Consider the following 24,468-nt stretch of genomic DNA (forward strand, 5'->3'; position numbering starts at 1 on the left):
GCCTCAGCGGGCCTTCGCGGCGAGTCGGAACACGGCCTGGCCGTCCGAGACGATGACTTCCGTGTCTCCCGGCAGGGACAGGCGACCGCGCCGGTCGCGGATGAGGGCGCAGAGTTCGGCGACGCGGGCCGCCCCGAGGTTCTGTCCCGGCACGCCGAGTGAGACCACCCAGCCTCGCACGACTCGGCTGAACACGGCGTCGTCGAGTGCTGTGAAGGCCTCCACCGGCACCGAGGCGGTTCCTCGGATCTGCCGTCCCGCCACCTCGGCGCGGGCGTCGATGAAGTCGGCGTCGGCTCGGCAGAGGTCGGCGGTCCGCGCGAGGTTCGCGGTGATCGGCCGGCCGAGTTCGGCTTCGAGTCCGGCCAGCAGCTGCCGGGCCCGGACCCGGGTGAAGGCGGTGTCGGCATTCATCGGGTCGTTCCAGATCTCGATTCCCTGCGCCCGGCACGACGCTTCGGTCTGGTCCCGGTCGAGTCCGAGCAGGGGTCGCATCAGGTGGCCGGTCAGCGGACTCATCCCGGCCAGAGACCGGGTGCCCGATCCGCGCATGAGGCCGAGCAGAACGGTCTCGGCTTGGTCGCTGCGGGTGTGGGCGGTGAGAATCCAGTCGGCTCCGGCCGCGACCCGTGCGGTTTCGAGGGCGGCGTAGCGGGCGGTGCGTGCCGCGGCTTCGAGCCCTTCCTCGCCGGCGTCGATGCTCACCGTCACGACCTCGGCGGGCACACCCCAGGATTCGGCGGCGGCGGCGACCCTGGCTGCCACCTCGGCGGTGACGGTCTGGAGTCCGTGGTCGACGGTGACGGCACGGGCACGGATCTCACCGCGACGGTGGAGGAACGCGCTCGCGTGGAGCAGCGCCATCGAGTCCGCTCCCCCGGACACCGCGACGATGACCCCCGGATCCGAGGTTCCTGCGGCTGCGAGTCCGGCCCGGACTGCGCCTCGGACGGCTCCGCTGGCCGGGTCGAGGGTCGGCCGCCTCGGCGAGGAGCCGGCGTGCGGACCTTCAGCCGTGGACACGGTCGAGCCACAGCTGCGGTTCGTGGATCTCCGCTGTGCGCGGAAGGTTCGCAGGTCTCGCATAGATGCGGGAGAAGCCCTTCTGCCCGACCTCCTGGCGGACGGCGCGGACGAACTTCGCGCCGTCACGGTACTGCGCGAGCTTGAGGTCCATTCCGAGCAGATTGGCGAGGAACCCACCCTGGCCGGCGTCGCGGCGCGCCTCGAACCTGCGGCGGAGTTTGCGCACGCTCGGGATGACTCCGGCGCCGACCTCGTCCATGACGACATCGGCATGGCCTTCGAGCAGGGACAGGATCGCGGTGGCCTCGTCGAGAGCGGTGCGCATGGTCTCGTCGCGGATGAGGTCGACGATACTGGCGTCGCCCTTGATGATGCGCCCGAAAGTGGCGAAGAGGTCGACGATTCCGCCGACTCCCGGCATCGTCAGCCGGGTCGATACGGCCCCCGAGAGCAGCGTGCGCATATGCTCGCGCAGCCAGGGGGCGGTCGCGAACTGCACTTGGTGGGTGGCTTCGTGGAGGGCCACCCACATGCGGAAGTCACGCGGGTCGACCTCCATGGCCTTCTCGGCGATGAGCACGGCGGGGGCGACGAACATCAGTCGTCCCGTCTCCACGGCGAAGGGGTCGAACTGGCCGAGCACGCGAGTCGACAGGAGTGAGAGCACTCCCGCGACCTCGACGGCACCGGCCTTCGCGGTGGCGGGGCTGACGGGGGCGGGCAGGGCCGCCTCATCGAGCATTCCGTTGACGGACTGGGCATTGGCTTTGACCCAGCTGACCTGGTCGAGGACGAGCACTGAACCGGCGGCGAGCCGGCCGCGCACATCATCGGCATGTTCCGAGGACAGCAGGAACGAGTCGAGCACGAGGTCCTGGGCGGTCAGCGCATTGTCCTTCATCCCCTCGACGAGTGCGTCGAGCACACCCGGTTCGGGGACCTTCGCCGCGGAGACGAGCTCACGGGCGGTGCGGGCGGCGAAATCCTCATCGATGATCATCGGCAGCCGCAATTCGCGAGTGCAGTGACGATATCGTCCGCGGTCTTCCTGGCTTCCAAGATCTTGTCCTTATCCACGTCGTCGATCTGGATGGAGAATACGAGGTAGCGCCCCTCCGCGTCGAGGACTCCACCGGCCAGAGAGGTCACCGTCGAGAGTGTCCCGGTCTTCGCATGCACCACCCCGGAGGCGTTCTTCTCATCCCCGAACCGATCATGCAGGGTCCCGGTCAGGCCCCCGACGGGGAAGTAGCTGATGAGCCCGGCCAGAGAATCGTCGGCGACGACGGAGGCCTGCAGGACGGTCGTGAGATCGTGCGGGGCGATCCGGTTGTCGTACGACAGCCCCGAGGTGTCGACGAGGTGAGTGCGGCCGAGGTCGACGGATTCGCCGAGGGCCTCGAGCACCGCGTCTGGGCCGTTGTCCAGGCTGCCTTCCTTGCCCTGGGCGATGGCGACCTCGTTGCCGAGCATCTCGGCGACGACATTGTCGCTGTGCACGAGCGCGTACTCGACGATCTCGGAGATCGTCGCCGACTCCACCCGGGCGAGCTCCTTCGAGTCCTCGGATTCGGGCTCGGCGGCCGCCTCGGTGACGGTGATCCCGGTCTTCTTCAGCTCTCTTTCGAAGATTGTGAACGCATCCTCGGCCGGGTGTTCGCTGCGGCCGCGCCATTCGGCCTGCTTCGACCCGATATAGGCGGTGTCGACCATGATCGGCTGGATCGAGGTGATCACGCCCTTTGCGATATCGACCCGTTCCCACCCGGAGTCGAAGTCCTCGCCGACATAACGGCTCGTGTCCAGGTCGAGCGCCACCTCGGTGATGTTCTCGTCCTTGAGGGCTGCCGCGGTGTCCTCGGCCAGGGTCCGCAGCCCGCCGTGCCCGTTGACCGAGCCGGGGTCGGAAACACCTGCCGACAGGAGCACATCGCCTCCCCCGGTGAGGGTCAGGGTGTTCGTGTCCGCGTCGAAGTCCGTCGTCGTCTCCAGTCGCGTCTCCCCGCCGATCGCGGACAGGGAGGCAGCCGCGGTGAGCACCTTCGTCACGGAGGCGGGAGTGCGCGGTTTCGTCTCATTCTTCGCGTAGAGGACATCGTCGCTGAGCCCATCACGGACCTCGAGACCGAAGCCCTTGATCTTCGATTCCTTGAGCACGGTGTCGATCTCTTTCGGGATCTGTGTGGGCACGGGAGCGGAATCGTCGACCGCCGAGGCGGGGGCGGGCACCTGCTGGGCGCGAGCCTGCGGGGTGGGCACGGTCTGGACCTCGACCTGGGGTTCGGTGGTCAGCACGCCGGGCAGGCCGGGCACGAGGTCATAGGCGTCGACGGCGGCATAGGCGCCGAGAGCGAGGACAAGGACGCCCGCGGCGATCGCACCGCCCTTCTTCCGCCGCGATCTCGCCGCTCTGCGCTCGCGGCGCGGGGAGCCGGAGTCCGACGGATTCTGCGGCGCATCGGTGTCGTTCAAACGCAGGCTCTCATTCCTCGACGACCGTGCGGTGGTCGCCGTCGGTGGGCGGTGACGGGGACTTGTACCATCTATTCTAGTGATGCACCCCTAACGTGAAGGAGCACTATGGAACTGTTGGCCACAATCGAGATCCCCCAGGGGTCCCGCAACAAATACGAAGTCGATCATGAGACCGGTCGGGTCAAGCTCGATCGCTACCTCTACACCTCGATGCAGTACCCCGCCGACTACGGCTATATCGAGGACACGCTCGGAAACGACGGCGACCCTCTCGATGTGCTCGTGCTGCTGCCCGAGCCGCTGTTCCCCGGTGTGCTCATCGACATCCGCCCCATCGGCATGTTCCAGATGGAAGACGAAGCCGGCGGCGATGACAAGGTCCTCGCCGTTCCTGCCGGAGATCCCCGCTGGGACTCCTTTGCCGACATCTCGGATGTGGACCAGTTCATGCTCGACTCGATCGAGCACTTCTTCAGTCGGTACAAGGACCTCGAACCCGGCAAGTACGTCAAGGGTTCGAGCTGGGCCGGACGTGAAGCCGCCGAGGCGGAGATCAACGCCTCCATCGAACGCTTCAAGGCCGAGGGCCACTGAGCCTTCCCTTCTGCACTCCCGAATCTCGGCCGCCCGGATGACGACATCCGGGCGGCCGAGTCGCGTCGGGCGCCGTCCGGCCGCCCGTGACGTGACGATCATCACGATTTCTTAGGTGACCCTAAGGGGCAGTGTGAGCCAGGTTGTGCCATCGTCGAGTCATGAAACTCGATCATGTGTCATTCGCCAGTGAACCAGACGGATATCGTGCGACGGCCGAGCGGATCTCGCAGAAGCTCGGAGTGGTTCCCTACGACGGCGGTGTGCATCCTCGATTCGGCACCAGAAATCTCATCTTCCCCCTCGCGAACGGCCACTACCTCGAAGTCGTAGAAGCCTTGGAGCACCCGGCCGCTCTCTCAACGCCGTTCGGCCAGGCCGTGCGGGCTCGTTCCGAGCTCGGCGGCGGCTGGATGGGCTGGTGTGTCTCGGTCGAAGATCTCGCCGCGGTCGAATCCCGCCTCGAACGCAAGGCCGTCGACGGCAACCGCACCCCGGAGTCCGGTTTGGAACTCAAGTGGCTGCAGATCGGCGTCAAGGGGCTCATCGCCGATCCCCAGTTGCCGTTCTTCATCAAGTGGTCTGCCGACTCCTCGCAGCACCCCTCGACGTACAAGACGAATTCCGACGTCGCCATCGACACTCTGCAGATCGCGGGCGACCGTGATCGCCTGCGCGATTGGCTGGGGACTCAGGATGCCAAGCCGATCCCGGAGATCAACATCGACTGGTCCTCGCCCCACGGGACGCCGGGCATCATGTCGGTGAGCTTCGAGACGACGAACGGCCCCGTCGTCATCTGAAGCCCTAGTCGGGGTCGCTGACCCGTCGAGCACGCTGGTCGGCCGTCAATCACACTGGTCGGCCGGAGGATTCGACCGGACGAAGAAGTTCAGGACGATCGGTGCGGAATCCAATGGCGGATCCCGCACCGATCGTCCTGCACTCATCGTCAACGGCTCCTTGCCGCCGGCAGCCTGCTCCCGACGGTCAGGCGTCGGACGCGGCTCCGGTCACTCGCCGGATGGCTCCTCGACCGGATCGCCTGCACTGTCGGCTTCGGCTGCATTCTTCCGCCGCATGTGTGCGGCCGTGGCCATGGCTCCGCCGACCGCGAGCAGGCCGGCACCTCCACCGAGCAGAGGCAGTGTGCTGTCCGTTCCCGTCCACGGCAGTTCGCCGCCGTCAGATCCGGATCCGCCCGAGCCTGACCCTCCCGAACCCGAGCCGCCGGAGGCTGAGCCTCCGCTCGAACCGGAGCCGCCGGAGCCTCCGTTCGAGGAGCCGCCGTCGCTTCCGGCGCCCGACGCCGCCGCTGCAGCCGCAGCCTCCTTCGCACCGTCCTGCGACCCTGCGGTCGAACCGGAGCTGTCGGCATCCGTTCCGGTCTCGTCGCCCTCGGCATCGGCGTTCTCGTCCGAGTTCTCCGAGCCCTCATCTGCGCCGTCTGCGTCGGCGTCCTGGTCCTTCGGCGGTTCCGTCGGATCCGGTGCCGAGCCGCCGTCGCCCTTGATCACCTGCACGACCGTGGGTCGCGGCATCGCGGCCACACCCTTGTCGACGTCGGTCTCATCGACGTAGTCGGGGAACTGCGAATGCTGGTCGGACCACGAGCCGTCTTCGCCGGGGTGCTGGACGGCGACGAACGCCGAATCGTACTCGTCGTGCACAAGCGGTCCGCAGACCTCGGCCTCCCGCGGCACAGAGAGGAACTGTTCGACACGGCCGCGCTGGTCGCCGTCGATCGTGACCTTGAACAGGCCGTCGCAGTACCCGATGCCGTCGGGAGCGCCATCGGTGGAGATCCACAGGTTCCCGGCGGTGTCGAACGCGACGTTGTCCGGGCACGAGATCGGTGAGACCTGGTCGGCGGGGAAGCCGGAGAAGTAGGTGGCGTCGCCCTGCTTCGGGTCACCGCACACCAGCAGCAGGGTCCAGTCGAACTGGGTTCCCGTGTGGTCGCCGGAGCGCTCGGTGATCTCGACGATGTGCCCGTCACGGTTCTCGGTGCGCGGGTTCGCCTCATCGGCGGCGGCCTTCCCATCGGTGCCGCGATCGGAGTTGTTCGTGCACGCCACGTAGATGCGGCCGTTGACCGGGTTCGGTTCGACGTCTTCGCAGCGGTCCATCTTCGTCGGCCCGACCTTGTCGGCGGCCAGACGCGTGTGGACGAGGACCTCTTCGGCGGAGAATCCCGAGACCTGGGACTTGCCGTCCTTGAGCAGCGGCAGCCACTGGCCGCTGCCGTCGAATTCGCCGTCGGCGGGCACATCGCCGCTGCCGTCGATCTCGGACTTCGGCGAGTTGCCGGTGAACTTCGCGACGTAGAGGTCGCCTTCGGTCAGCAGGGTCTTGTTGTGTGCGCGATCGCCCTCGACATAGGTGCCCTTCGACACGAACTTGTAGAGGTAGTCGAACTTCTCGTCGTCTCCCATATAGGCCACGGCGTGACCCGATTCGGAGATCGTGATGTTCGCCCCTTCGTGTTTGAAGCGGCCCATGTTCGTGTGCTTGTGCGGGGTGGACTTCGGGTCCCAGGGGTCGACCTCGACGATCCAGCCGAACCGGTTCGCTTCGTTCGCGTAGCCGGAGCTGTTCGTGTCGAAACGGTCGACATCGGCCTCCCAGCCGTTGGCCGAGTCTTCGCTGCTCAGCCCGTAGCGTTTGTCCGCCGCCGAGGTCCCCGGGGTTTTGAAGTACGAGTTGAAGTTCTCCTCACCGGAGAGGAGAGTGCCCCATGGGGTGAGTCCACCGGCGCAGTTGCCGAGGGTGCCTTGCACCCTGTCGCCGTTCGGGTAGTCTCTCGTCCGCAGCAGGTCGGAGCCGGCGGCGGGTCCGGTGAACTCGTATTCGGTGTCGATGAGGAATCGCCGGTTCTTCTGCCCGTTGACGTCGACCGTCCACGTCGACTTCTCGTCCCTGCGGACGAGTTCGGCCACCGTCAGTCCGTGCGCTTCGCGGCTGATCGCCCGCTGATCGGCTCCGTCCATGTCCTCGGGGTACATGATGGCGTCGTTCGTGTACTCCTGGTTGGAGAACAGCAGCGCACGGTTCGAATCACTGTCATCGACCTGGATGGACAGGAAGTCGTTGTTGTAGCCGAACTGGCGGCGCTGCGCCTCGGGACTCTGGTTCTCCGGATCGAACTTCGGTGTGTCGGGAAACAGCGGGTCTCCCCAGCGGACGATCGGGTGCCAGGAATAGCCGTCGGGGACGATGAATTCGTCGACCTCATGGTGGACCGGGTCGATGGCGGTGAAGGTCAGGCTGCCAGCGGTGGCGGCTGCGGCAGAGCGCGCGGTCGGGCTCGGGGCGGAGGTCACAGCAATCGCCAAGGCACCGGCGGCCGAGGCGCCGAGGACCGCACGACGGCTGAGCTTCGCATTGACGATATCGCGGAAGTACCCATTCGCCGAGGTGTTGCAGGTGGCTTTCAGGCAGGCGTTGTCGCACTTCAGAGCGCAGGTGACGGGGCTGCGCTTGCCACGCACGTGGTCGGCCATCGGCAGAAGGGTTCGCATCGGTTCTCTCCTCGTATCGGGTTATCTTCCCAGTCCGCGGCCCGCCTGGTACAGGGACGGAGCCGGAAGGACTCACCCGATCGAGACTGTCACCGGCAAGCGGCCCTGGAACTACCCGTCGGTGAACTGGAAGTGAACCCGGAAGGAGGAATGAGTGTCCCCGGCCGCGGGCTTCGGCGTTCAGTCGATGTCGACGAGAGCGAGCACGCCGGGGGCGAGGAATCCGACGGCGTCGATGATGAAGTGCGCCCACACCAGCGGCATGAGTCTGCCCTTGCGCAGGAAGTACCAGCCGAAGATGATGCCCATGGCGACGTTGCCGAGGAATGGGCCGATCCCCTGGTAGAGGTGGTAGCTGGCGCGGAAGATCGCCAGGGAGATGATGATCGGCCAGGGCCCGTATCCCAGCTGCCGCAGTCGCAGCGCCCCGAATCCGAAGATGAGCACCTCTTCGAGGATGCCGTTCTTCGCCGCCGAGAGCAGCAGCACAGGAATCGTCCACCAGTGATCGCCGAGGTTGGATGGCTGGATCTCGGCCGTGATCCCCAGCGCCCGGCCGCCCGCGTACACACCGAGGGTGCCGATGCCGATGATGAGGAAGATGAGACCGCCGTGGCCGAGGTCGCGCAGTCTGTGCCCGACGACGCCCAACCGTGGCCCCAGGCCACGGTGCTCCCGATCACGGGTGAGCAGGTAGAGGGCGAGGACGACGGGCACAAGGGCGAAGCCGATGTCCAGGAGTTGGTAGAGCAGGTCGAAACCCGGCCGGGGCGAGATCGAGGTGTTGAGTTTCGCCTGAGCATCGCTGATCGGTCCGCGGGTGGCGATATCGGCCAGGCGCACGAACGCATAGACAGCGGACTGTCCCAAGGACAGGGCCGCAACGACGCCGAGCTCGAACCACAGGCGCTTTCTCTCCTGTGGTTCGAGCTCGGTCGTCATGGACTCAACTCTAACCGGGACGGCTCAGTGCTTGGGTTCACCGTCCCCGTCGTCGCGGCGCGGGTGCTGGCTGCGCAGAGTGAAGTCCGTTCCCGACGCAGCGCCCCCTCCGTCGTCGACGTGGCCTCCGTCGCCCTCATCCCGTACGTCAGCAACGTGGTCGGCCACCTCCGAATCATCCGTCGCCGAGGCGGTCGACTTCGAATCATCGGACGTCGAGTCCGCGGTCGGTTCGGCCGCCTCGGCGGGCGTCTTCCCCTCTGTCCGTGTCCGGGTGGCATCGGAATCGGCGGCTGCAGCCCCTGCAGCGGCGGGCACCGCTGCGGTCTCCCGCTCGTTCGCCCGGGCTTCGGCGGCATCGAGGACTTCTCCGCGGGCCATGTTCTTCACGTACTTCTTCTCCGCCCGGCGTTCCTTCACGCCCTCGAGGAGCAGGTAGAGCACGGGCACGAGGATGAGCGTGAGCAGGGTCGAGCTGACCAGACCGCCGATGACGACGATCGCCAGCGGCTTCGAGATGAACACTCCCCCGCCGGTGAGCCCCAGGGCCATCGGCAGCAGAGCGAAGATCGTTGCGGCCGCGGTCATGAGGATCGGACGGTAACGCAGTCGGGCACCGTGGACGATGGCCGTACGCAGGTCGACCCCGCGGACTCGGAAGTGGTTGATGAGGTCGATGAGCACGATCGCATTCGTGACCACGATGCCGATGAGCATGAGCAGACCGATCATCGACGTCAGCCCCAGCGGGGTGTCAGTGATGAGCGAGAGCGCAACCGAACCCGTGGCCGCGAACGGGATCGAGACCAGCAGGATCAGCGGCTGCAGCAGCGACTTGAACGTGGCGACCATGATGACGAAGACGATGAGGATCGCCGCGAGCATCGCCAGTCCCAGCTGAGAGAACGCATCGTTCTGTTCCTGGGTGGCACCGCCGGTTTCGACGGACACCGTATCGGGCAGGTCCACCTCGCCGAGGGCGGACTGGACCTCGGTCGACACGGCTCCGAGGTCATCGCCTTCCGGAGTCACGGACACGGTGGTCGAACGCTGCGAATCCGTGTGGCGGATCGTCGGGGCAGTCTTGATCTCCTTGACGTCGGCGACCTCATCGAGTTCGATGAAGCGCGGCTCCGAGGTCACAGGAGCACCCGCATTCGGATCGCCGCCTGTCGCACCGGCACCTCCGGCCGCACCACCGGCACCGCCGGCACCACCAGCACCGCCTGTGCCTCCGGCTGCACCGGCGTCACCCGAACCTCCGGCGCCGCCGCCAGCTCCTCCGGCACCACCGGCCGCGCCGGCGTCACCTGAGCCACCGGCGCCTCCGGCTGCATCAGCACCGCCCGCACCGGCACCGCCGGCAGGGGCCGTCTCCTCAGGCTTGCCCGGGATCTTGAGTTCGCGCAGCTTCTCCACGGTGTCGGCGTTGCGGTCGAAGAGCAGCACCGAATGGGAGACATCGTCGATGACGACCTCACCGATCTGCTGACCATGCATGGCACGCTGCACATATTGGCCGATGGCCGCCTCGGTGAGGTTCTCCTCTGCGGCCTTCTCGTGATCGACCTTGACCTCGATCACGGGCTGGACCGCAGCGATATCGCTGGTCACCGACTGCGCCGAGGACACGCCTTCGAGCTTGTCGCTGACTTTCTCCGTGGCGTCCTCGAGTTCCTGAGGATCGGTGGCCGTGAGCGTGACGTCGATCGTCTGCGCGCCCGGGGCCGAGCTCTGGCTCGCCACCTCGACGTCGCCGGCGCCTTCGAGGTCGTCGAACTGCTTCTGCAGATTCGCCGAGATCGACTGCGCCGAGACTCCGGACTTCGTGTTGACGATATACGTGCCGGTCAGCGACGAGTCGTCGGTGAAGCCGAACGACGTGCCGCCGAGCGACAGCTGGTAGTTGTCGACATCGGACTCGTCGGCGAGGATGTCCTCGACCTTCTCCGCCTGCTTCGACGCCTCATCGAGGTCGGTGCCCGGGTCGAAGGTCTGCGAGACCTGCAGGGAGTCCTGTCCGGTGTCGCCGAAGAGCTCGGTCTTCAGCTGCGGGATCATCGCACCGGTGCCTGCGAGCACGAGCACGGCGATGAGGATCATGACGATCGGGTGCTTCGTCGAGAACGAGATCGCCGGCATATAGGTCTTCTGCAGACGCGTCACCGGCGAATGCATTCCGGCGAGCTCGTCGACTGCTTCCGTTCCGTCCTCGGATTCGCCGTAGCGCGGACCGCCCGCTGCGACCCTTGTCGGCTCGGAACGAGTGGAGGCGGATGCATCGGCCCGAAGCGTGGAATCGGTGCCCTCGCGTGGGCCGGTGTCTTCGGCTTCGGCACCGGCGGCGACGAGGTCGCGCTTCTTGTCGGCCTTCTTCGCTTCCTTCTTCTCTGCCCGCCATTGCGAGAGCATCGACTTGCGACTGCGGCGGATCTCCGCCTTCTCCCCACGGGTGAGTCTGACTTTCGCCTCCCGCTGACGCAGGAACCAATAGGCGAGAACGGGCACGATCGTCAGGGCCACGAAGAGGGACGAGAGCAGAGCGATCGTCGCGGTCAGGGCGAAGGGGCGGAACATCTCTCCGGTCTGCCCGGTCACGAACGCCAGCGGCAGGAACACAGCCACCGTGGTCAGCGTCGATGCGGTGATCGCTCCGGCCACCTCGGAGACGGCGGCGAGGATGTTCGAGAATTTGTCCCCACCGGAGGCGTGACGCCTGCGGATCGCCTCGATGACGACGATGGAGTCGTCGACGACTCGGCCGACAGAGATCGTCAGCGCACCGAGGGTGAGCATGTTCAGGGTCTCTCCGCCCATCCACAGCCCGATCATGGCGATGAGCAGTGACAGCGGGATGGAGATGGCGGTGATGATCGTCGCCCGCACCGAGAGCAGGAAGACGAGGATGACGAGGACCGCGAAGATCAGGCCCAGCCCGCCCTCGTTGAGCAGGTCGTGGATGGACTGCTCGATGAACGGTGCCTGATCGAATGCGGAGACGAACTCCGTGTTCTCGCCCATCATCTTCTCGAGCTCGGGCAGCTTGTCGGCCACCGCGTGCGAGACGTCGACGGTGTTCGCGTCGGATTCCTTCATCACCGACACGGACAGTGAGGGTTCGCCGTTGGTGCGCGAGATCGATTCGATCGGCTCGTCGACGAGTTCGACGTCGGCGACATCGGAGACCTTGATCGGTCCGTCCTTGCCGGAGATGACGAGATCCTTGATCGCATCGATCGACCGGATGCGTGTGCCGACCTCGACCGGGGCCGTGCCGTCGGAGCCGTTGAGCTCACCCGCCGAGGTGGGAACACCGTTGGACTGGAGGATTCCGGCCACCTCGTCGAGGTTGGCCCCTTCGTCTTCGAGATCGTCGCGTCGGATGCTGATTTCGACCTGTTTGGACTTCGCTCCGGCGATCTGCACCTGCGAGACGCCGTCGACCTTCTTCAGCTCCGGTTCGACGATGTCTTCGAGATTCGCCGCCAGCTGGTCTTCGTCGGCATCGGAGGTCACGGACAGGGCGAGCACCGGAATGTCGTCGGTGCCCATCATCATGACGTTCGGTTCGACCCCGTCGGGCAGGGTGGGCTGCACCTGAGAGACTGCGCGCTGCAGGGCACGGACGACGTCGTCGGAGTCGTCGCCGTACTTCGTGCTCACGGTGATCTGCGCACTGCCCGCCGAGGATGTCGAGGTCATGTCCTCGACCTCGGGAAGTGCAGTCAGCGCCCCTTCGAGGGGGTCGGTGACTTCGGATTCGACGGCCTCGGGGGTGGCTCCCTCATAGGAGGCAGTGACCGTGGCCTGCGGGTTGTCGAGGGAAGGGAAGAGCTCTTGCTTGAGGGCACCGGCTCCGATGACGCCGAAGATGACGGCGACGACGGAGATGAGCGCGATGAGCGCCCGGTTCCTCAAGCTCAGCCGGGTCAGGAAACTCACAGAGGGGACTTTCTTTGTCGTAGGCGGGGCGACGACGCAGAACGCCGACTCCACCATCCTAGTGAGTGTCCCCTGAGGGGCACATGAGGAAAACCTGACTTCTCGGAATCAGGAGCGAAGCGCAGCGAGTCGTCGTCTTCAGCTCGAAGCGGGCTGACGAGGACGGGTCTCGCGGCCGAAGAACCACAGTCCCGCTGCGATGACGCCGAGGAGGCCGGTGAGCAGGAACGCCCACGAATAGTCGAAACGGTCGACGACGGCTCCGGCGATGATCGGACCGACGATGGCTCCGCCGTCGAGGGCCATCTGGTAGCGGGCGAGCACTCGGCCGCCCTTGCGTTCGCGGCCGATGACGTCGGCGACGGTGGCCTGCTGGGCCGGATTGGCCAGTCCGGAGCCTACCCCGGCGACGACGGAGAAGGCGAAGAACAGCCAGATCGAGTCGATGAAGGCCAGCGCCGCGGTGGTCACACCGAGGACGAACAGACCCCATTGGATGAATGGCTTGCGCCCGACGGTGTCGGCGAAGCGTCCGACGACCGTGACGGCCGAGGCGTTGCCGATGGCGAACATGGTCAGGGCCAGGCCGGCCACACCGGTATCGGCTCTGAGCGCCTGGATGGCGAAGAGCGGGTAGATGGCCACGCGGATGCCCATCGCCGACCAGCCTTGGACGAAAGCGGAGATGAGTGCCGAGCGGTACGCCGAATCCTTCCAGGCTTCCCTGAAGGACATGACTTCCTGCTGCTTCTCGTCCTTCTCCGCTTCCAGACGGGCGCGCCCGGACTTCGTCGAGGAGCCGAAGGCGGCGGTGGAGGCGAGGAAGACGCGTACGACGATGGCGGCGATGAGCAGACCGACGGCGTAGATGATGAACGGGATGCGCATCCCCCATCCGGCCATCGCCCCACCGAGCACGGGGCCGGCGATATTGCCGACGAGGAACGCTGTCGCATAGGTCGAGGAGGCCTTCGCCCGGGCGTCGATCGGGGCGAGTCGGACGATGAGCGCCATCGCGGAGACGCTGAACATCGTCGACCCGATGCCGCCGAGCCCGCGGAAGATCAGCAGCTGCCAGTAGTCCTGGGCGAATGCGACGGCCGCTGTGGAGGCGGCGACGATGAGGAGTCCGGTGATGTAGATGCGGCGTTCGCCGAAGGCATCGACGAGGCGGCCCGACGAGGGTGAGAACACGAACCGGAAGAACGCGAAGGACGAGACGACGATGGTCGCGGCGGTGACCCCGAAGTCGAAGCTCGCCGCGAACTGCGGCAGAACAGGGGCGATGATGCCGTAGCCCAGGGCGACGATGAAGGCCGCTGCCACGAGGACGTAGATCTCCTTAGGCAGGCGGCGCGTTTCCGGTGTCTCGGTGTCGGGTGTGCTCACAGGGTATCGAGGAACTGTTCGGGTTTCGGCAGGGGGCGAGTGCTCGTGGTCAGTCGCTGTCGGTAGCGTTCGGGAACGGCTCCGATGTAGAACCAGCCCATGAGCAGTTCGTGGTCGTCCAGACGGTGGAGACGACGCACCGGTTCGGTGTTCGTCAGGGTCCCCGACCGCCACATCACTCCCCAGCCGGCTTGCCACAGGGCGAGTTCGAGAAGATGTCCGGCACCGGCGGCGGTGGCGTGCTGCTCCCATTCGGGGACCTTGTCATGCTTGACCGGTGAGGAGACGAGGGCGAGCAGAAGTTCGGCCCGCAGAGGCTTCGTGTTGGACTCACCCGGCCTGCGGTCCACTCCGGCGGCTTCGTCGAGGGCGTCGCCGAGGCGGTGTCGGTCATTACCGCGGATGATGAGGAAGCGCCAGGGGCGCAGGGATTTGTGGTCGGCGACCGAGGAGATCGAACGGATGATCTCGAGCAGGTCGGAGTCGTTCGGAGTCTCCGGGTCGACCTTCGAGATCGACCGTCGTGTGCTCAGTGCGTGCAGAACGGGATCGGCGACGATGTCGATCGATGCCGGCACTGAATAGTCGGGTCCGCGACGGGTGGGCGCGATAGCTGCGGTGCCGCCCTTCGCCGAGGCGGCGGCAGCCTCGGCGGGGTCGGTGTTCGCTTCACTCTGCGCCGAGTGGGCAGTCTGTGCGTCCTGCGCGGCGAGGTTCTTGGCCCACGGGCCGGTGTTGCCGTCGAGGAAATGTGCGCGCACACGGTCTTTGGTCACTTCGCAGGCATCGCCGCCCGCGTCCTTGGACCGCTTGCGGTCCTTGTGTTTGGACTTCCTGCACTTGTCCTTTTTGTGGCTGCCCATCAGCTCACCCACTCGGCGAAGGCGGTGCGGGCCCTGCTGAGTTTCGGGTCGATGATGACACGGCAGTAGCCGTTGTCGGGGTTCGCGGTGTAGAAGTCCTGGTGGACCGCCTCGGCGGTGTAGAAGGTGCCGAGGGGTTCGAGCGTGGTCACGATCGGATCATCGAAGAGGGCCTGCGCGGATTCGATGGCCTGGGCGAAATGCTGCTTCTCAGCCTGATCGCGGTAGAACATGGCCGACCTGTATTGGGTGCCGACGTCATAGCCCTGGCGGTTGAGGCTCGTGGGGTCGTGGCCGGTGAAGAACAGGCCGAGGATGACCTCTTCGGGGACGATGTCGGCGTCGAAGGTCACCTGCAGTGCTTCGGCGTGGCCGGTCGTGCCGGAGCAGACCTCACGGTATCCGGGGTTGTCGGTGTGTCCGCCGGTGTAGCCGGAGACCACTTCTCTCACACCGGTGGTCCGCTGATAGACGGCGTCGAGGCACCAGAAGCAGCCGGCGCCGAGGGTGAGGGTACGAAGATCGCTCATAGGACGTATAACGATGACGCGCTCAGGTTATTCCCGTCTGCGACCGTCCCTCGTCGGAGTTCACGACCCTCCCCCGTCGGTGCGGAAGGTGTAGTCGTCCGGGCGCGGCCACCGCTCGAGGGTGCGGGCGACGTCCTCGAATTCACTGTCGGTGATCTCGAAGCTCGAGGAGTGGCCCCCGTCTTCGTCGTCGAGGTTCTCCGGGTGCAGGGTGCCGGCACGGATTCGCGCAGGGCCTCGGCGGTGAGCATGTCTGCGAACGGCTCGTCGTCGACCTCGCTGAGATCCACGCTGGTGAGACGACCGTCAACGATGTCGAGGGTGAGTTCCAGTCGTCCGGTCGACATGCCGGCGCGGTCACCAGGACCGACGGCGCCGTCCTCGTCGCCGATGCTGCCGGTCGTTCCCGTCACCGGGTAGGTGTGCCGGGCGGGTGTCACACTCGGTGCCGATTCGTCGGGTCGGACGTCGATCGAGACGATGTCCTCGTCCTCGAGCAGCTGCTCGACCTGCTCAGGGTCGAGGACGACGGGCTCATCGCTCGAGTGCAGGGCATCGGGGCAGGAGACCCAGACGAAGAACTGTGCGGAAGCGAACTGCTCACGGATCGCTTCGGCGGTGGACGGGGAGTTCGGGTGCGGCTGAGACAGCAGCGCCTCGACCGATTCGCGGATATGGGCGGGGAGTTCGATCTCGAGCGGGGCCCAGCGGCCATCCTCAACGTCGTCGGCCCAGTCGTCGATCTTGTCGATGAGGACCGCTGCCAGTGCGACCAGTCCGCCGTTGACGGCGGCGTTGAGTCCGCGGCCGACTCCGCGCGGAAGCTTCTCGTCGATCTTCTCTGCGAGCCGCTCCGTCAGCGGCCACATCGCCCAGCTGGCCGCTCCCGCTGCCGCTGCTGTGACCGCATTGAGGAACGCCGGTGATGTCACGCTCGCGTGCTCGTGCCACCATGCATCCTGCTCGTGATCGCCCGCGAGCGCTTCGACGCCGAAGTCCGAAGCAGGCACGGAGGCGTATCGCACCGGTCCGCTGCCTCTGCTGGTGAAGAACTCGAGGAACTCGTCGAGGCCGCTCGACCCGCCGACCCTGCCGAGGAAGGCGCTCGACCCGGTCAGCCAGGTCAGCCCCGCATTGGCCAGGGCGGTGCCCGCTCTCAGGCTTCCTCGGTGCTGGGCGGGGACGTCGCGGCGGCGCACCAATGCGAGGGCACCGATGCCGAATGCGGCGGTGGTGCGGACGATTCGGTGATGACGAAGGGGGATGTCGGGAAGTCGCATGCCCTCATCGAAGCATGTCCGCCTGAGTCGCAGGTGAGAGCCTGTGCCGCTTCCGACCGAGGGTTCTCACATGACCAGTCCGGACGGCAGTGGGAAACCGAGCTCTGCGGCGGCCTTCTGCGTCGACGGCTGGTTCCAGAGCTTCGCGACCGAGGCGTTCGTCGCCAGCGACCGCATCTCGGCCTTGTCGAGGAACAGGATTCCGGACAGATGGTCGGTCTCGTGCGCAACGATGCGTGCCGACCAACCGGAGACCACCTCGGCGATGGAGTTGCCTTGCAGGTCGATGCCCGTCAAGGCGATTTCGCGGGGCCGGGCGACGACGGCCTGGTAGCCGGGGATCGACAGGCACCCCTCGAAGAAGGCGACGTCGTCACCACCTGCGCGTTCGTACTTCGCGTCGAGGACGACGCGCAGCGGCATCGGCTCCCGTTCGCGTACTTTCGCGACCTCGGGATCGCGGGCGCCGGGATCCTCGGCGACGAACATCGACAAGCCGATGCCCACTTGTGGGGCGGCCAGGCCGACTCCGGGGGCGGCGAGCATGGTCGTGCGCATCACCTCGGCGAGCTGCTGAAGCTCGGCATCGTCGACCTGCCCGTCGAAGGGACGCGTGTCGGTGCGCAGGACAGGGGCCCCGGCTTCGACGATCGGCGCGGTCCCGTCCCCCGCCTCGGCGGCGGTGAGGACGGCGCGGATCTGATCGGCGATGACCTCATCGTCGGGCATGGTCATTCGCTCTTCAGCTCGCGCGGGCGACGATGAGCTCGGCGTGTTTGAGCAGCGGAGCGTCGATCATCTTGCCTTCGAAAGAGAACGCACCCTTCTCCGTCTTCGCCGAGTCGAGCACGGACTGCGCCCATCTCAGCTGTTCGTCGCTGGGGCGGAACGCTTCGCGAACGACAGGGACGTGGTTGGGGTGGATGGAGACCTTGCCCGAGAATCCGGACTGCACTGCGTCCTCGGCTTCGACTGCCAGCCCTTCGAGATTCGGGATGTCGGCCCAGATCGAGTCGAGGGCGAACTTGCGGTGGGCCCGGGCGGCGAGCAGGGTCTGGCCGCGCACGTGCTTGGCCACGTCCCGGTAGTCACCGTCGTCCTTGCGTGATGACCCTCCGCCGAGGTCGGCGATGAGATCCTCTGAGCCCCACATCAGCGCATAGACATTCGGGGCGGCGGCGATCTCGGCGACATTGACGGCTCCGAGTGCGGTCTCGATGAGCGCGATGACCTGGAAATCGGACAGGATCGTCAAATCCGAAGCGAGCTCCGCCTTCGGCAGCATCACGGCCGTGTACTCGGTGCGTGCGAGCATCTTCAGATCTTCGCCGAGGTGGCCCGAATCGTGGGAGTTCACCCGCACGACCGTACGGGTGGGGTCGAGAGGAAAGTCGATGACGGACTCTCGCGCGGTGGCTTTGTCCGCCTCGTTGACGGCGTCCTCGAGGTCGAGGATGACGATATCGGAGCGTTCGGCCGCTTTCGTGTACCGGTCGGGGCGGTCGCCGGGCACGAAGAGCCAGGCGGGTTTGAAGTCGAGTGCCATGTGAGTGCTCACTTTCCGGATTCGCTGGTGTCGGCTGCGGTGGTCGTGGTGTCTGCGGACTGCGCGGTTGCTGATTCGTGGCTGGAGTCGAACATCATCGCCTGGCGCACGGCCTTGGCCACGAGCTTGCCGTCCTGGTTGTGGCCGCGGTGTTCGAACGTGACGATGCCCTGGCCGGGCCGGGACTTCGAATTGCGTTTGTCGAGGATCGTCGTCTCCGCGTAGAGGGTGTCGCCGTGGAACATCGGAGCCGGGAAGCTGACTTCGGAGAAGCCGAGGTTGCCGACCGTCGTGCCCTGGGTGAGCTGGGAGACGGACAGACCGATGAGAGTGGCCAAGGTGAACATCGAGTTCACGAGTCGCTCGCCGAAGGGTTCGGTCGCGGCCCAGGCCGCATCGAGGTGCAGGGCCTGGGTATTCATGGTCACGGCCGTGAACAGGGTGTTGTCCGCCTCGGTGATGGTGCGGCCCGGCGCGTGCCGATAGGTGGCGCCGACTTCCATCTCGTCCAGCCACAGACCTCGTTGTGCAATGACCTTGTCGCTCATGTAACGCTCCTCACTAGTCGTGATTTCAGTTTATCGCCATTCACTGGACCCCTGCGACCTCGGGGTGGGTAGGATCGAGTCCACCATGGCCATCACGCGATCCCTCTTCGTCGTCACCCACCCGGAGGCTCGGCACCATCTCGAGGCGCGGGTCGGCGGGTGGCACGATTCCGAACTCACCGTCCGCGGCGAATTCCAAGCCGATCTCATCGCCGCCGAACTGCGATCACGGATCCCGGCGGCCGCCTCGGCGCAGGTATTCACCTCCGATCTCATGAGAACCCGCACAACCGCCGAAGTGATCGCCGATCGGCTCGGCAGCCGCGCAATCGAGCTCAGGGGCCTGCGCGAGAAGTCGTACGGAGTCGCGGAGGGGCGGGAGCAGTCCTGGCTGGACGAGCGCTTCGTCTTCCCGCCGGTGCCCGACGATGCCTTCGACCATGAGACGCGGCTCGATCACTTCGAGGGCATCGACGGCGCGGAGACCCGACGCGAGGCCGGCGCCAGAGTCTATGCGACGGTCGACGAGGTCCTTGCCCGACAGTCTTCGCACCAGGTGGTCGTCACGCACGGCTTCACCCATACGTTCGTCATCGGCCGGTGGCTCGAGCTGCCGCTCGAGGCGATGGGGCGGGCGACTTTCGCGGCGCAGCCGGGGTGCATCACCGAACTGACCGAGGACGATCTGTTCGGCAATCGGACCCTGCGCTCGCTGGCGGCAGTGGACCACCTCGGCGATTCCTGAGGCGGTCCACCGCCGCGAGCACCGAGCACTCGCCGGTCAGCCGGTGAGTTCGGCGGTCACCTGGCGAGTTCGCCGCCTGATCGGCGGCGCATCGGTCAGCCGGTGAGTTCGGCGTCGAGTTCGCTGAACGCCGATGACCACCCGTCGTAGGCGCTCTCGTCCGAGCCCGAGTCGCCCGGCAGGCCGGTGAGAGTGAAGGTCATGCGGGTGCGGTCAGCGGCCAACTCCTCGAGTTCGACGCTCACGCGTGGGGCGTCTTCGATCTTTCCGGGGCTTCCCCAGGTGAAGTCGAGTCGGGCGGGTTCGTCGATGTGGAGGTACTTCTCCGCAGTCGGGAATTCCTGTCCCGTGTCGGGAATGCGCATCGTGTAGGTGTATTCGCCGCCGACGCGCAGATCGACGGACACGGATTCGCGTGGCGTCACCAGCGTTTCGGGATGGAACCAGCGGGCCATGACGTCCGGGTTCGTCCAGGCTTCCCAGACGCGGGCTCGTGGTGCGGCGAATGCGCGGACGATGGTGAATCCGGGTTCCTCGGACTGTGCACTTAAGGGATCGGTCACTGTGTTGTCTGTGTTCTCGGGTTTCATCGCTGTTCTCCTCCTTGATTCGTGCCTGTTGTCTGAGTCGTTCAGGTGATCGTTCAGTTCGCAGTCTTTCGATCCGCTGGCGGCGGATCGGCCGTCGGCAGGTCGGTGGGCACCTCCTCGGCGAGGATGCGGTCGAGGTCGTCGAAGCGCTGCTGCCATTCGTCATGGGCCGCCTGCAGCCATTCGGCCGCCTCGGTGAGGGAACCCGCGTTGAGTGCGACGATGCGCTGCTGCGCGGATTTCGATCGGGTGATGAGCCCTGCGGTCTCGAGCACGTTGAGGTGCTGGGAGACCGCGGAACGGCTGATCGGCAGCGGTGCCGCGAGGTCACCTGCGCTCCTGTCTCCCCCGCGCAGGCGGTCGATGATCGCCCGACGGGTCGGATCGGCGAGCGCCGCGAAGACGAGATCCATACTCATTTAATCATCCCCTTAATTAAGTAATTACTACAATACACCTCACGGGGATCTCGTCAAGGGATACGGCATCACGGGATCGGACTTCTCAGCACACTTGCGCTCAACCCGACTAGGCTGGAAGCAGCCGCTTCGGCCCACCCCGAGTTCGAGGAGAGACATGGATCGCGATTCGATCGACTGCTGGCTGACCGATATGGACGGCGTCCTGGTCAAGGAGAGCAACCCCCTGCCGGGAGCCGCCGAACTGCTCGCCCAATGGCGTCAGGCAGACATCCCCTACCTGGTGCTGACGAACAACTCCATCTACACCGCCCGTGATCTCTCCGCCCGGCTGCGCTCGAACGGACTCGATGTCCCCGAGTCGAACATCTGGACATCGGCGATGGCCACCGCGGATTTCCTCTCCAACCAGGTCGAGCACGGCACGGCCTATGTCGTCGGCGAGGCGGGCCTGACCACTGCGATCCATGAGGCCGGGTTCGTCATGACCGAGCACGATCCGGACTTCGTCGTCGTCGGCGAGACCCACTCCTATTCGTTCGAGGCGATCACGAAGGCCATCCGCCTCATCGACGCCGGCTCCCGCTTCATCCTCACGAATCCGGATGCCACCGGCCCCAGCCCCGAAGGGGTCCTGCCGGCCACCGGCGCCATCGCCGCACTCATCACGAAGGCGACGAACCGTGAGCCCTATGTCGTAGGCAAGCCGAATCCGATGATGTTCCGCTCGGCCCTGAACAGGATCGGCGCCCACTCGATGAGCACCGCGATGATCGGCGACCGCATGGACACCGACATCATCGCCGGGATGGAAGCGGGTATGCACACAATCCTCGTGCTGTCGGGAATCTCCACCGCCGAGGATGTCCGCCGCTTCCCGTTCCGCCCCAACGAGATCATTAACGGAGTCCACGAGCTGCTGGATGTGCCGCTGGAGAGCCGCAGCGAGCTCGGTCCCGACACCACCGGCTCCGCCTGAGGCAGACCGGCTGGGCTCTCGGGAGGCTTCCGGAAGTCGCACCTGTGACCGCTGGAAGCCGCTTTTCGCCGAGAATCGGCCCGCCGAGCCAGCGCGTTCAGGTCCCGAACTCGAAGCGTCCCAAAACTTAGGTCGCCATCGGATACTTCTGAGCCCGAAAAGTATCCGATCGCGACCTAGATTCCGGCGGAACTATCCGAAGGCGACCACAAGTTCGCGCCAGGAAGTGCTGCCGGGCCGCCTGTCTGTCCCCGCTGCAGCTCTTCCCCGCAGCTACTGCAGCGCGGAAGTCAGGCGCATGACCGACTCCATATAGCGGCGGGGCCATGGCCGCTTCTCCCATTCCTCCAGGGTGAGTTCTCGGCTGACGTCCTGGTAGTCGGCGACGACCTCGATGATGTCATCGACGAGGTCGCCGCCGGTGGTCAGCAGGCTGATCTCGTAGTTGAGACCGAAGGAGCGCATGTCCATGTTCGATGAGCCCATGACGGCATAGATGTCGTCGACGATGAAGCACTTCGTGTGGAGCACGGCGGGTTTCGGGTACAGGAAGATCCGCACGCCCGCCTCGAGCAGCGACCGATAATAGGACGACTGCGCTCGGTCGACCATGTACTGGTCGGCCTGTTCGCTGACGTAGAGTTCGACCTCGACTCCGCGCCGGGCCGCGGTCTCCACTGCGGCAAGCAGGGATTCGTCGGGCACGAAATAGGGGCTGACGATGGCCAGGCGCGTCTGCGCCAGATACATCATCGAGGTGAATACCTTGAGGTTCGGAGACGTCGTGAACCCGGGTCCAGAGGGAACGAGCTGCATCGCGCTCGTCGCCCCGCCGACCTCGGGCTCATTGCCGTCACGTTCGTAGGGACGGATGCCCAGCGCCTGCCCCGATTCGGAGTACCAATCAGTGGAGAACGCCGCCTCGATGCCGGCGACGATGGGCCCGGAGAGTTCGACCATGATGTCGTGCCAGTTCCGACCGATCTGCGAGTTCTTCCTGTTGAGGTAGCTCGAATCGATCATGTTCTGCGAACCCATCATCGCCCTCTTGCCGTCGATGACGAGCAGCTTGCGGTGGTTGCGCAGGTCGATGCGCCGGGCTTTGCCTCGCCATGGGATGAACGGCAGCATCAGGTGCCATTCGATTCCGGCGGCGTTCAGTCTTCGGCCCAGCTTGTGGAATCCCGGATACTTCCTCGACCCGATGTGGTCGAAGAGGACTCGGACTTCGACCCCGCGCGCCGACGCCCGCTCCAGCGCCCGGAAAAAGACATCGGTCGTGGAATCCCAGGCCATGATGTAGATCTCGACGTGGACGTAGTCCTCGGCCTCGTCGACGAGTTCGGCCATCCGCGCGATCGAGGCTTCGTAGTCCGTGAGCACCCCGTGGCTGTCGCCGGTGACCATCGGCAGCGCGGTCAGTGCCCGTCCCAGCTGGGCGACGGACACGAAGTCGGGTGCGGCGACCAGCGACGGCGGCACGTCGGGCAGAGCATCTGCACCTTCGTGCATGAGCTCATTGGCTTCGGCCTGGATCCGGGCCCGGCGCTGATTGATGTACGGACTGCCGAGCAGCAGAAATGCGGGAATTCCGATGATCGGCAGGAACAGGATGAGCAGCAGCCACGCCGATGACGATGACGGCCGACGGTTCTCAGGCACCACACCGATCGCGATGACCTTCACGATGTATTCGATGACGATCCACGTCGTCGTCGCCACCGATGCCACCATGCTGAGATCCATCTGCTCCCACTTCCCCTTCGGTCGCCGTCTCACCTCACGGTGTTGTCGGATCAGAATATCGCCCGCCGAGGCGGCCCTGCACGTCCGTACGGAGATGCGGGTCCGCCTCGGCGGGCGATCGGTAGGTGCGAGTGCGGATCAGAGTCCGAGTTCGCGGGCGATGAGCATGAGCTGGACCTCGGTGGTGCCTTCGCCGACTTCGAGGATCTTCGAGTCGCGGTAGTGGCGGGAGACGAGGTATTCGTTCATGAAGCCGTAGCCGCCGTGGATCTGAGTGGCGTCACGCGCATTGTCCATGGCCGCCTCACCGGCGATCATCTTGGCGATGGCGGCTTCCTTCTTGAACGGCAGTCCGGCCAGCATCCGCGAGGCCGCGAGGTAGTACGCCGAGCGAGCGGCGACGACACGAGCTTCCATGCGGGCGATCTTGAAGGAGATGCCCTGGAAGTCGCCGATCGGCTTGCCGAAGGCCCGGCGTTCCTTCGCATACTTCACGGATTCGTCGACGCAGCCCTGAGCGGCGCCGACGGCCAGTGCGCCCACTGCGATGCGACCCTCGTCGAGGATGCGCAGGAAGTTCGCGTAGCCGCGGCCGCGCTCACCGAGCAGGTTCTCTTCGGGCACCTGCACATTGTCGAACGTCAGCGGGTGCGTGTCCGAGGAGTTCCAGCCGACCTTGTCATAAGCCGGTTCGGCGGTGAAGCCCGGTGTGCCGGTCGGGATCATGATCGTCGAGATCTCAGGCACTTCGCGGCCCGAACCAGAGGTTCGGGTTCCGGTCACGGCGGTGGCGGTGACCAGGCGGGTGATGTCGGTGCCGGAGTTCGTGATGAAGCACTTGCTGCCGTTGATCGTCCAGGCGCCGCCCTCCAGCGTGGCCTTGGTGCGAGTACCTCCGGCATCGGATCCGGCTTCGGGTTCGGTCAGGCCGAAGGCGGCCAGACCCGAGGCGTCGGTGAGTCCCGGCAGCCATTCCCTCTTCTGCTCTTCGGTGCCGAATCGGTAGATCGGCATCGCACCGAGCGAGACGCCGGCTTCGAGGGTGATGGCCAGGGACTGGTTGACCCGGCCGAGTTCCTCGATGGCCAGGCACAGGGCGAAGTAGTCGCCGCCCATTCCGCCGTACTCTTCGTCGAAGGGCAGGCCGAACAGGCCCATCTCGCCCATCTTCGCGACGAGCTCGTAGGGGAACTCGTGCTTGGCGTCGAGTTCGGCCGAGACGGGCGCGACCTCTTCGTCGGCGAACTTCGCGACGCCCTGGCGCAGGTCTTCGTATTCTTCGGGCAGCATGCCCGGAACAAAGGTCTCCATTGTTTCCTCCCCGCTTGTGGCG

21 protein-coding genes are annotated in these 24,468 nt (G+C 65.9%); 4 read left to right on the top strand and 17 right to left on the bottom strand.

Features of this window, described 5'->3' with window-relative positions:
* Positions 1 to 3: 3 nt before the first annotated feature.
* From tilS to dacB, 3 genes are read right to left on the bottom strand one after another with little or no spacing between them, the layout of a single operon-like run.
* Positions 4 to 1,023, bottom strand: coding sequence for a tRNA lysidine(34) synthetase TilS (gene tilS, locus GUY37_RS13930; protein WP_228278192.1), 1,020 nt, complete (start codon positions 1,021 to 1,023; stop codon positions 4 to 6).
* Positions 1,010 to 2,026 (bottom strand): zinc-dependent metalloprotease, encoded by a 1,017-nt coding sequence (locus GUY37_RS13935; protein WP_166826733.1) that lies wholly within the window; start codon positions 2,024 to 2,026, stop codon positions 1,010 to 1,012. Before GUY37_RS13935 ends, tilS begins: the two co-directional genes overlap by 14 nt.
* A complete protein-coding gene (dacB, locus tag GUY37_RS13940; protein ID WP_228278193.1) occupies positions 2,023 to 3,498 on the bottom strand; it encodes a D-alanyl-D-alanine carboxypeptidase/D-alanyl-D-alanine endopeptidase in 1,476 nt (491 codons plus the stop codon). The genes GUY37_RS13935 and dacB overlap by 4 nt, the downstream gene beginning before the upstream one ends.
* 108 nt (positions 3,499 to 3,606) lie before the next feature.
* Here dacB and GUY37_RS13945 point away from each other — a divergent pair, with 108 nt between their 5' ends.
* Together GUY37_RS13945 and GUY37_RS13950 are read left to right on the top strand one after the other, a co-directional pair.
* Positions 3,607 to 4,095: an inorganic diphosphatase gene (locus tag GUY37_RS13945; RefSeq protein WP_166826734.1), complete on the top strand. Its 489-nt coding sequence runs from the start codon at positions 3,607 to 3,609 to the stop codon at positions 4,093 to 4,095.
* A gap of 161 nt (positions 4,096 to 4,256) precedes the next feature.
* Entirely contained in the window at positions 4,257 to 4,898 is a 642-nt protein-coding gene (locus GUY37_RS13950) for a VOC family protein (RefSeq protein WP_152348550.1), read from the top strand.
* A 210-nt stretch (positions 4,899 to 5,108) separates the two neighbouring features.
* Here GUY37_RS13950 and GUY37_RS13955 read toward each other — a convergent pair whose 3' ends face one another.
* The 10 genes from GUY37_RS13955 to GUY37_RS14000 all read right to left on the bottom strand — a co-directional run bounded on the left by GUY37_RS13955 (position 5,109) and on the right by GUY37_RS14000 (position 18,656).
* Complete coding sequence (locus GUY37_RS13955; protein WP_166826736.1) at positions 5,109 to 7,616, bottom strand: PhoX family protein; 2,508 nt, start codon at positions 7,614 to 7,616, stop codon at positions 5,109 to 5,111.
* A gap of 180 nt (positions 7,617 to 7,796) precedes the next feature.
* Positions 7,797 to 8,558 (bottom strand): CPBP family intramembrane glutamic endopeptidase, encoded by a 762-nt coding sequence (locus GUY37_RS13960; protein WP_166826737.1) that lies wholly within the window; start codon positions 8,556 to 8,558, stop codon positions 7,797 to 7,799.
* A 24-nt stretch (positions 8,559 to 8,582) separates the two neighbouring features.
* The gene (locus tag GUY37_RS13965; protein WP_228278194.1) at positions 8,583 to 12,500 is read right to left on the bottom strand and encodes an efflux RND transporter permease subunit; all 3,918 of its coding nucleotides are present in this window, start codon (positions 12,498 to 12,500) and stop codon (positions 8,583 to 8,585) included.
* 138 nt (positions 12,501 to 12,638) lie between these two features.
* Positions 12,639 to 13,889, bottom strand: coding sequence for an MFS transporter (locus tag GUY37_RS13970; protein WP_228278195.1), 1,251 nt, complete (start codon positions 13,887 to 13,889; stop codon positions 12,639 to 12,641).
* On the bottom strand, positions 13,886 to 14,752 hold the full coding sequence (locus GUY37_RS13975; RefSeq protein WP_166826739.1) for a nitroreductase family protein: 867 nt from the start codon (positions 14,750 to 14,752) through the stop codon (positions 13,886 to 13,888). The genes GUY37_RS13970 and GUY37_RS13975 overlap by 4 nt, the downstream gene beginning before the upstream one ends.
* Positions 14,752 to 15,282 carry a peptide-methionine (S)-S-oxide reductase MsrA gene (gene msrA, locus GUY37_RS13980; protein WP_166826741.1) on the bottom strand — a complete coding sequence of 177 codons (531 nt, stop codon included), beginning with the start codon at positions 15,280 to 15,282 and terminating at the stop codon, positions 14,752 to 14,754. Before msrA ends, GUY37_RS13975 begins: the two co-directional genes overlap by 1 nt.
* Positions 15,279 to 16,562: a hypothetical protein gene (locus GUY37_RS13985; protein ID WP_166826742.1), complete on the bottom strand. Its 1,284-nt coding sequence runs from the start codon at positions 16,560 to 16,562 to the stop codon at positions 15,279 to 15,281. Before GUY37_RS13985 ends, msrA begins: the two co-directional genes overlap by 4 nt.
* 66 nt (positions 16,563 to 16,628) lie before the next feature.
* The gene (locus tag GUY37_RS13990; protein WP_166826744.1) at positions 16,629 to 17,297 is read right to left on the bottom strand and encodes a peptide deformylase; all 669 of its coding nucleotides are present in this window, start codon (positions 17,295 to 17,297) and stop codon (positions 16,629 to 16,631) included.
* A gap of 7 nt (positions 17,298 to 17,304) precedes the next feature.
* The gene (locus tag GUY37_RS13995; protein ID WP_166829808.1) at positions 17,305 to 18,108 is read right to left on the bottom strand and encodes an HpcH/HpaI aldolase/citrate lyase family protein; all 804 of its coding nucleotides are present in this window, start codon (positions 18,106 to 18,108) and stop codon (positions 17,305 to 17,307) included.
* Positions 18,109 to 18,116: 8 nt separating this feature from the next.
* The gene (locus tag GUY37_RS14000; protein ID WP_166826746.1) at positions 18,117 to 18,656 is read right to left on the bottom strand and encodes a MaoC family dehydratase; all 540 of its coding nucleotides are present in this window, start codon (positions 18,654 to 18,656) and stop codon (positions 18,117 to 18,119) included.
* Positions 18,657 to 18,741: 85 nt separating this feature from the next.
* Between GUY37_RS14000 and GUY37_RS14005 the strand changes: the two genes are divergently transcribed.
* Positions 18,742 to 19,401, top strand: a complete 660-nt coding sequence (locus GUY37_RS14005) for a histidine phosphatase family protein (RefSeq protein ID WP_166826747.1) — start codon at positions 18,742 to 18,744, stop codon at positions 19,399 to 19,401.
* 95 nt (positions 19,402 to 19,496) lie between these two features.
* On the opposite strand, the gene GUY37_RS14010 is transcribed toward GUY37_RS14005, so the two are convergent.
* Both GUY37_RS14010 and GUY37_RS14015 read right to left on the bottom strand, forming a co-directional pair.
* Entirely contained in the window at positions 19,497 to 19,991 is a 495-nt protein-coding gene (locus tag GUY37_RS14010; RefSeq protein WP_166826749.1) for an SRPBCC family protein, read from the bottom strand.
* A 53-nt stretch (positions 19,992 to 20,044) separates the two neighbouring features.
* Entirely contained in the window at positions 20,045 to 20,410 is a 366-nt protein-coding gene (locus tag GUY37_RS14015; RefSeq protein ID WP_166826751.1) for an ArsR/SmtB family transcription factor, read from the bottom strand.
* A 157-nt stretch (positions 20,411 to 20,567) separates the two neighbouring features.
* Here GUY37_RS14015 and GUY37_RS14020 point away from each other — a divergent pair, with 157 nt between their 5' ends.
* Positions 20,568 to 21,389 carry an HAD-IIA family hydrolase gene (locus GUY37_RS14020; RefSeq protein ID WP_166826754.1) on the top strand — a complete coding sequence of 274 codons (822 nt, stop codon included), beginning with the start codon at positions 20,568 to 20,570 and terminating at the stop codon, positions 21,387 to 21,389.
* A 273-nt stretch (positions 21,390 to 21,662) separates the two neighbouring features.
* On the opposite strand, the gene cls is transcribed toward GUY37_RS14020, so the two are convergent.
* Together cls and GUY37_RS14030 are read right to left on the bottom strand one after the other, a co-directional pair.
* Entirely contained in the window at positions 21,663 to 23,135 is a 1,473-nt protein-coding gene (gene cls, locus GUY37_RS14025; RefSeq protein WP_166826757.1) for a cardiolipin synthase, read from the bottom strand.
* A gap of 138 nt (positions 23,136 to 23,273) precedes the next feature.
* Entirely contained in the window at positions 23,274 to 24,446 is a 1,173-nt protein-coding gene (locus GUY37_RS14030; RefSeq protein ID WP_166826760.1) for an acyl-CoA dehydrogenase family protein, read from the bottom strand.
* Between the last annotated feature and the right edge of the window lie 22 nt (positions 24,447 to 24,468).

Origin of the sequence: Brevibacterium limosum, assembly GCF_011617705.1 — a bacterium.
GTDB classification, from domain to species: Bacteria; Actinomycetota; Actinomycetes; order Actinomycetales; family Brevibacteriaceae; genus Brevibacterium; species Brevibacterium limosum.

Coding starts and splice junctions, on each gene's coding strand:
- GUY37_RS13935 (WP_166826733.1), bottom strand. CDS start 2,026: ATGATCATCGATGAGGATTTCGCCGCCCGCACCGCCCGTGAGCTCGTC.
- GUY37_RS13945 (WP_166826734.1), top strand. CDS start 3,607: ATGGAACTGTTGGCCACAATCGAGATCCCCCAGGGGTCCCGCAACAAA.
- GUY37_RS13950 (WP_152348550.1), top strand. CDS start 4,257: ATGAAACTCGATCATGTGTCATTCGCCAGTGAACCAGACGGATATCGT.
- GUY37_RS13955 (WP_166826736.1), bottom strand. CDS start 7,616: ATGCGAACCCTTCTGCCGATGGCCGACCACGTGCGTGGCAAGCGCAGC.
- GUY37_RS13960 (WP_166826737.1), bottom strand. CDS start 8,558: ATGACGACCGAGCTCGAACCACAGGAGAGAAAGCGCCTGTGGTTCGAG.
- GUY37_RS13975 (WP_166826739.1), bottom strand. CDS start 14,752: ATGGGCAGCCACAAAAAGGACAAGTGCAGGAAGTCCAAACACAAGGAC.
- msrA (WP_166826741.1), bottom strand. CDS start 15,282: ATGAGCGATCTTCGTACCCTCACCCTCGGCGCCGGCTGCTTCTGGTGC.
- GUY37_RS13985 (WP_166826742.1), bottom strand. CDS start 16,562: ATGCGACTTCCCGACATCCCCCTTCGTCATCACCGAATCGTCCGCACC.
- GUY37_RS13990 (WP_166826744.1), bottom strand. CDS start 17,297: ATGACCATGCCCGACGATGAGGTCATCGCCGATCAGATCCGCGCCGTC.
- GUY37_RS13995 (WP_166829808.1), bottom strand. CDS start 18,108: ATGGCACTCGACTTCAAACCCGCCTGGCTCTTCGTGCCCGGCGACCGC.
- GUY37_RS14000 (WP_166826746.1), bottom strand. CDS start 18,656: ATGAGCGACAAGGTCATTGCACAACGAGGTCTGTGGCTGGACGAGATG.
- GUY37_RS14005 (WP_166826747.1), top strand. CDS start 18,742: ATGGCCATCACGCGATCCCTCTTCGTCGTCACCCACCCGGAGGCTCGG.
- GUY37_RS14010 (WP_166826749.1), bottom strand. CDS start 19,991: ATGAAACCCGAGAACACAGACAACACAGTGACCGATCCCTTAAGTGCA.
- GUY37_RS14015 (WP_166826751.1), bottom strand. CDS start 20,410: ATGAGTATGGATCTCGTCTTCGCGGCGCTCGCCGATCCGACCCGTCGG.
- GUY37_RS14020 (WP_166826754.1), top strand. CDS start 20,568: ATGGATCGCGATTCGATCGACTGCTGGCTGACCGATATGGACGGCGTC.
- cls (WP_166826757.1), bottom strand. CDS start 23,135: ATGGATCTCAGCATGGTGGCATCGGTGGCGACGACGACGTGGATCGTC.
- GUY37_RS14030 (WP_166826760.1), bottom strand. CDS start 24,446: ATGGAGACCTTTGTTCCGGGCATGCTGCCCGAAGAATACGAAGACCTG.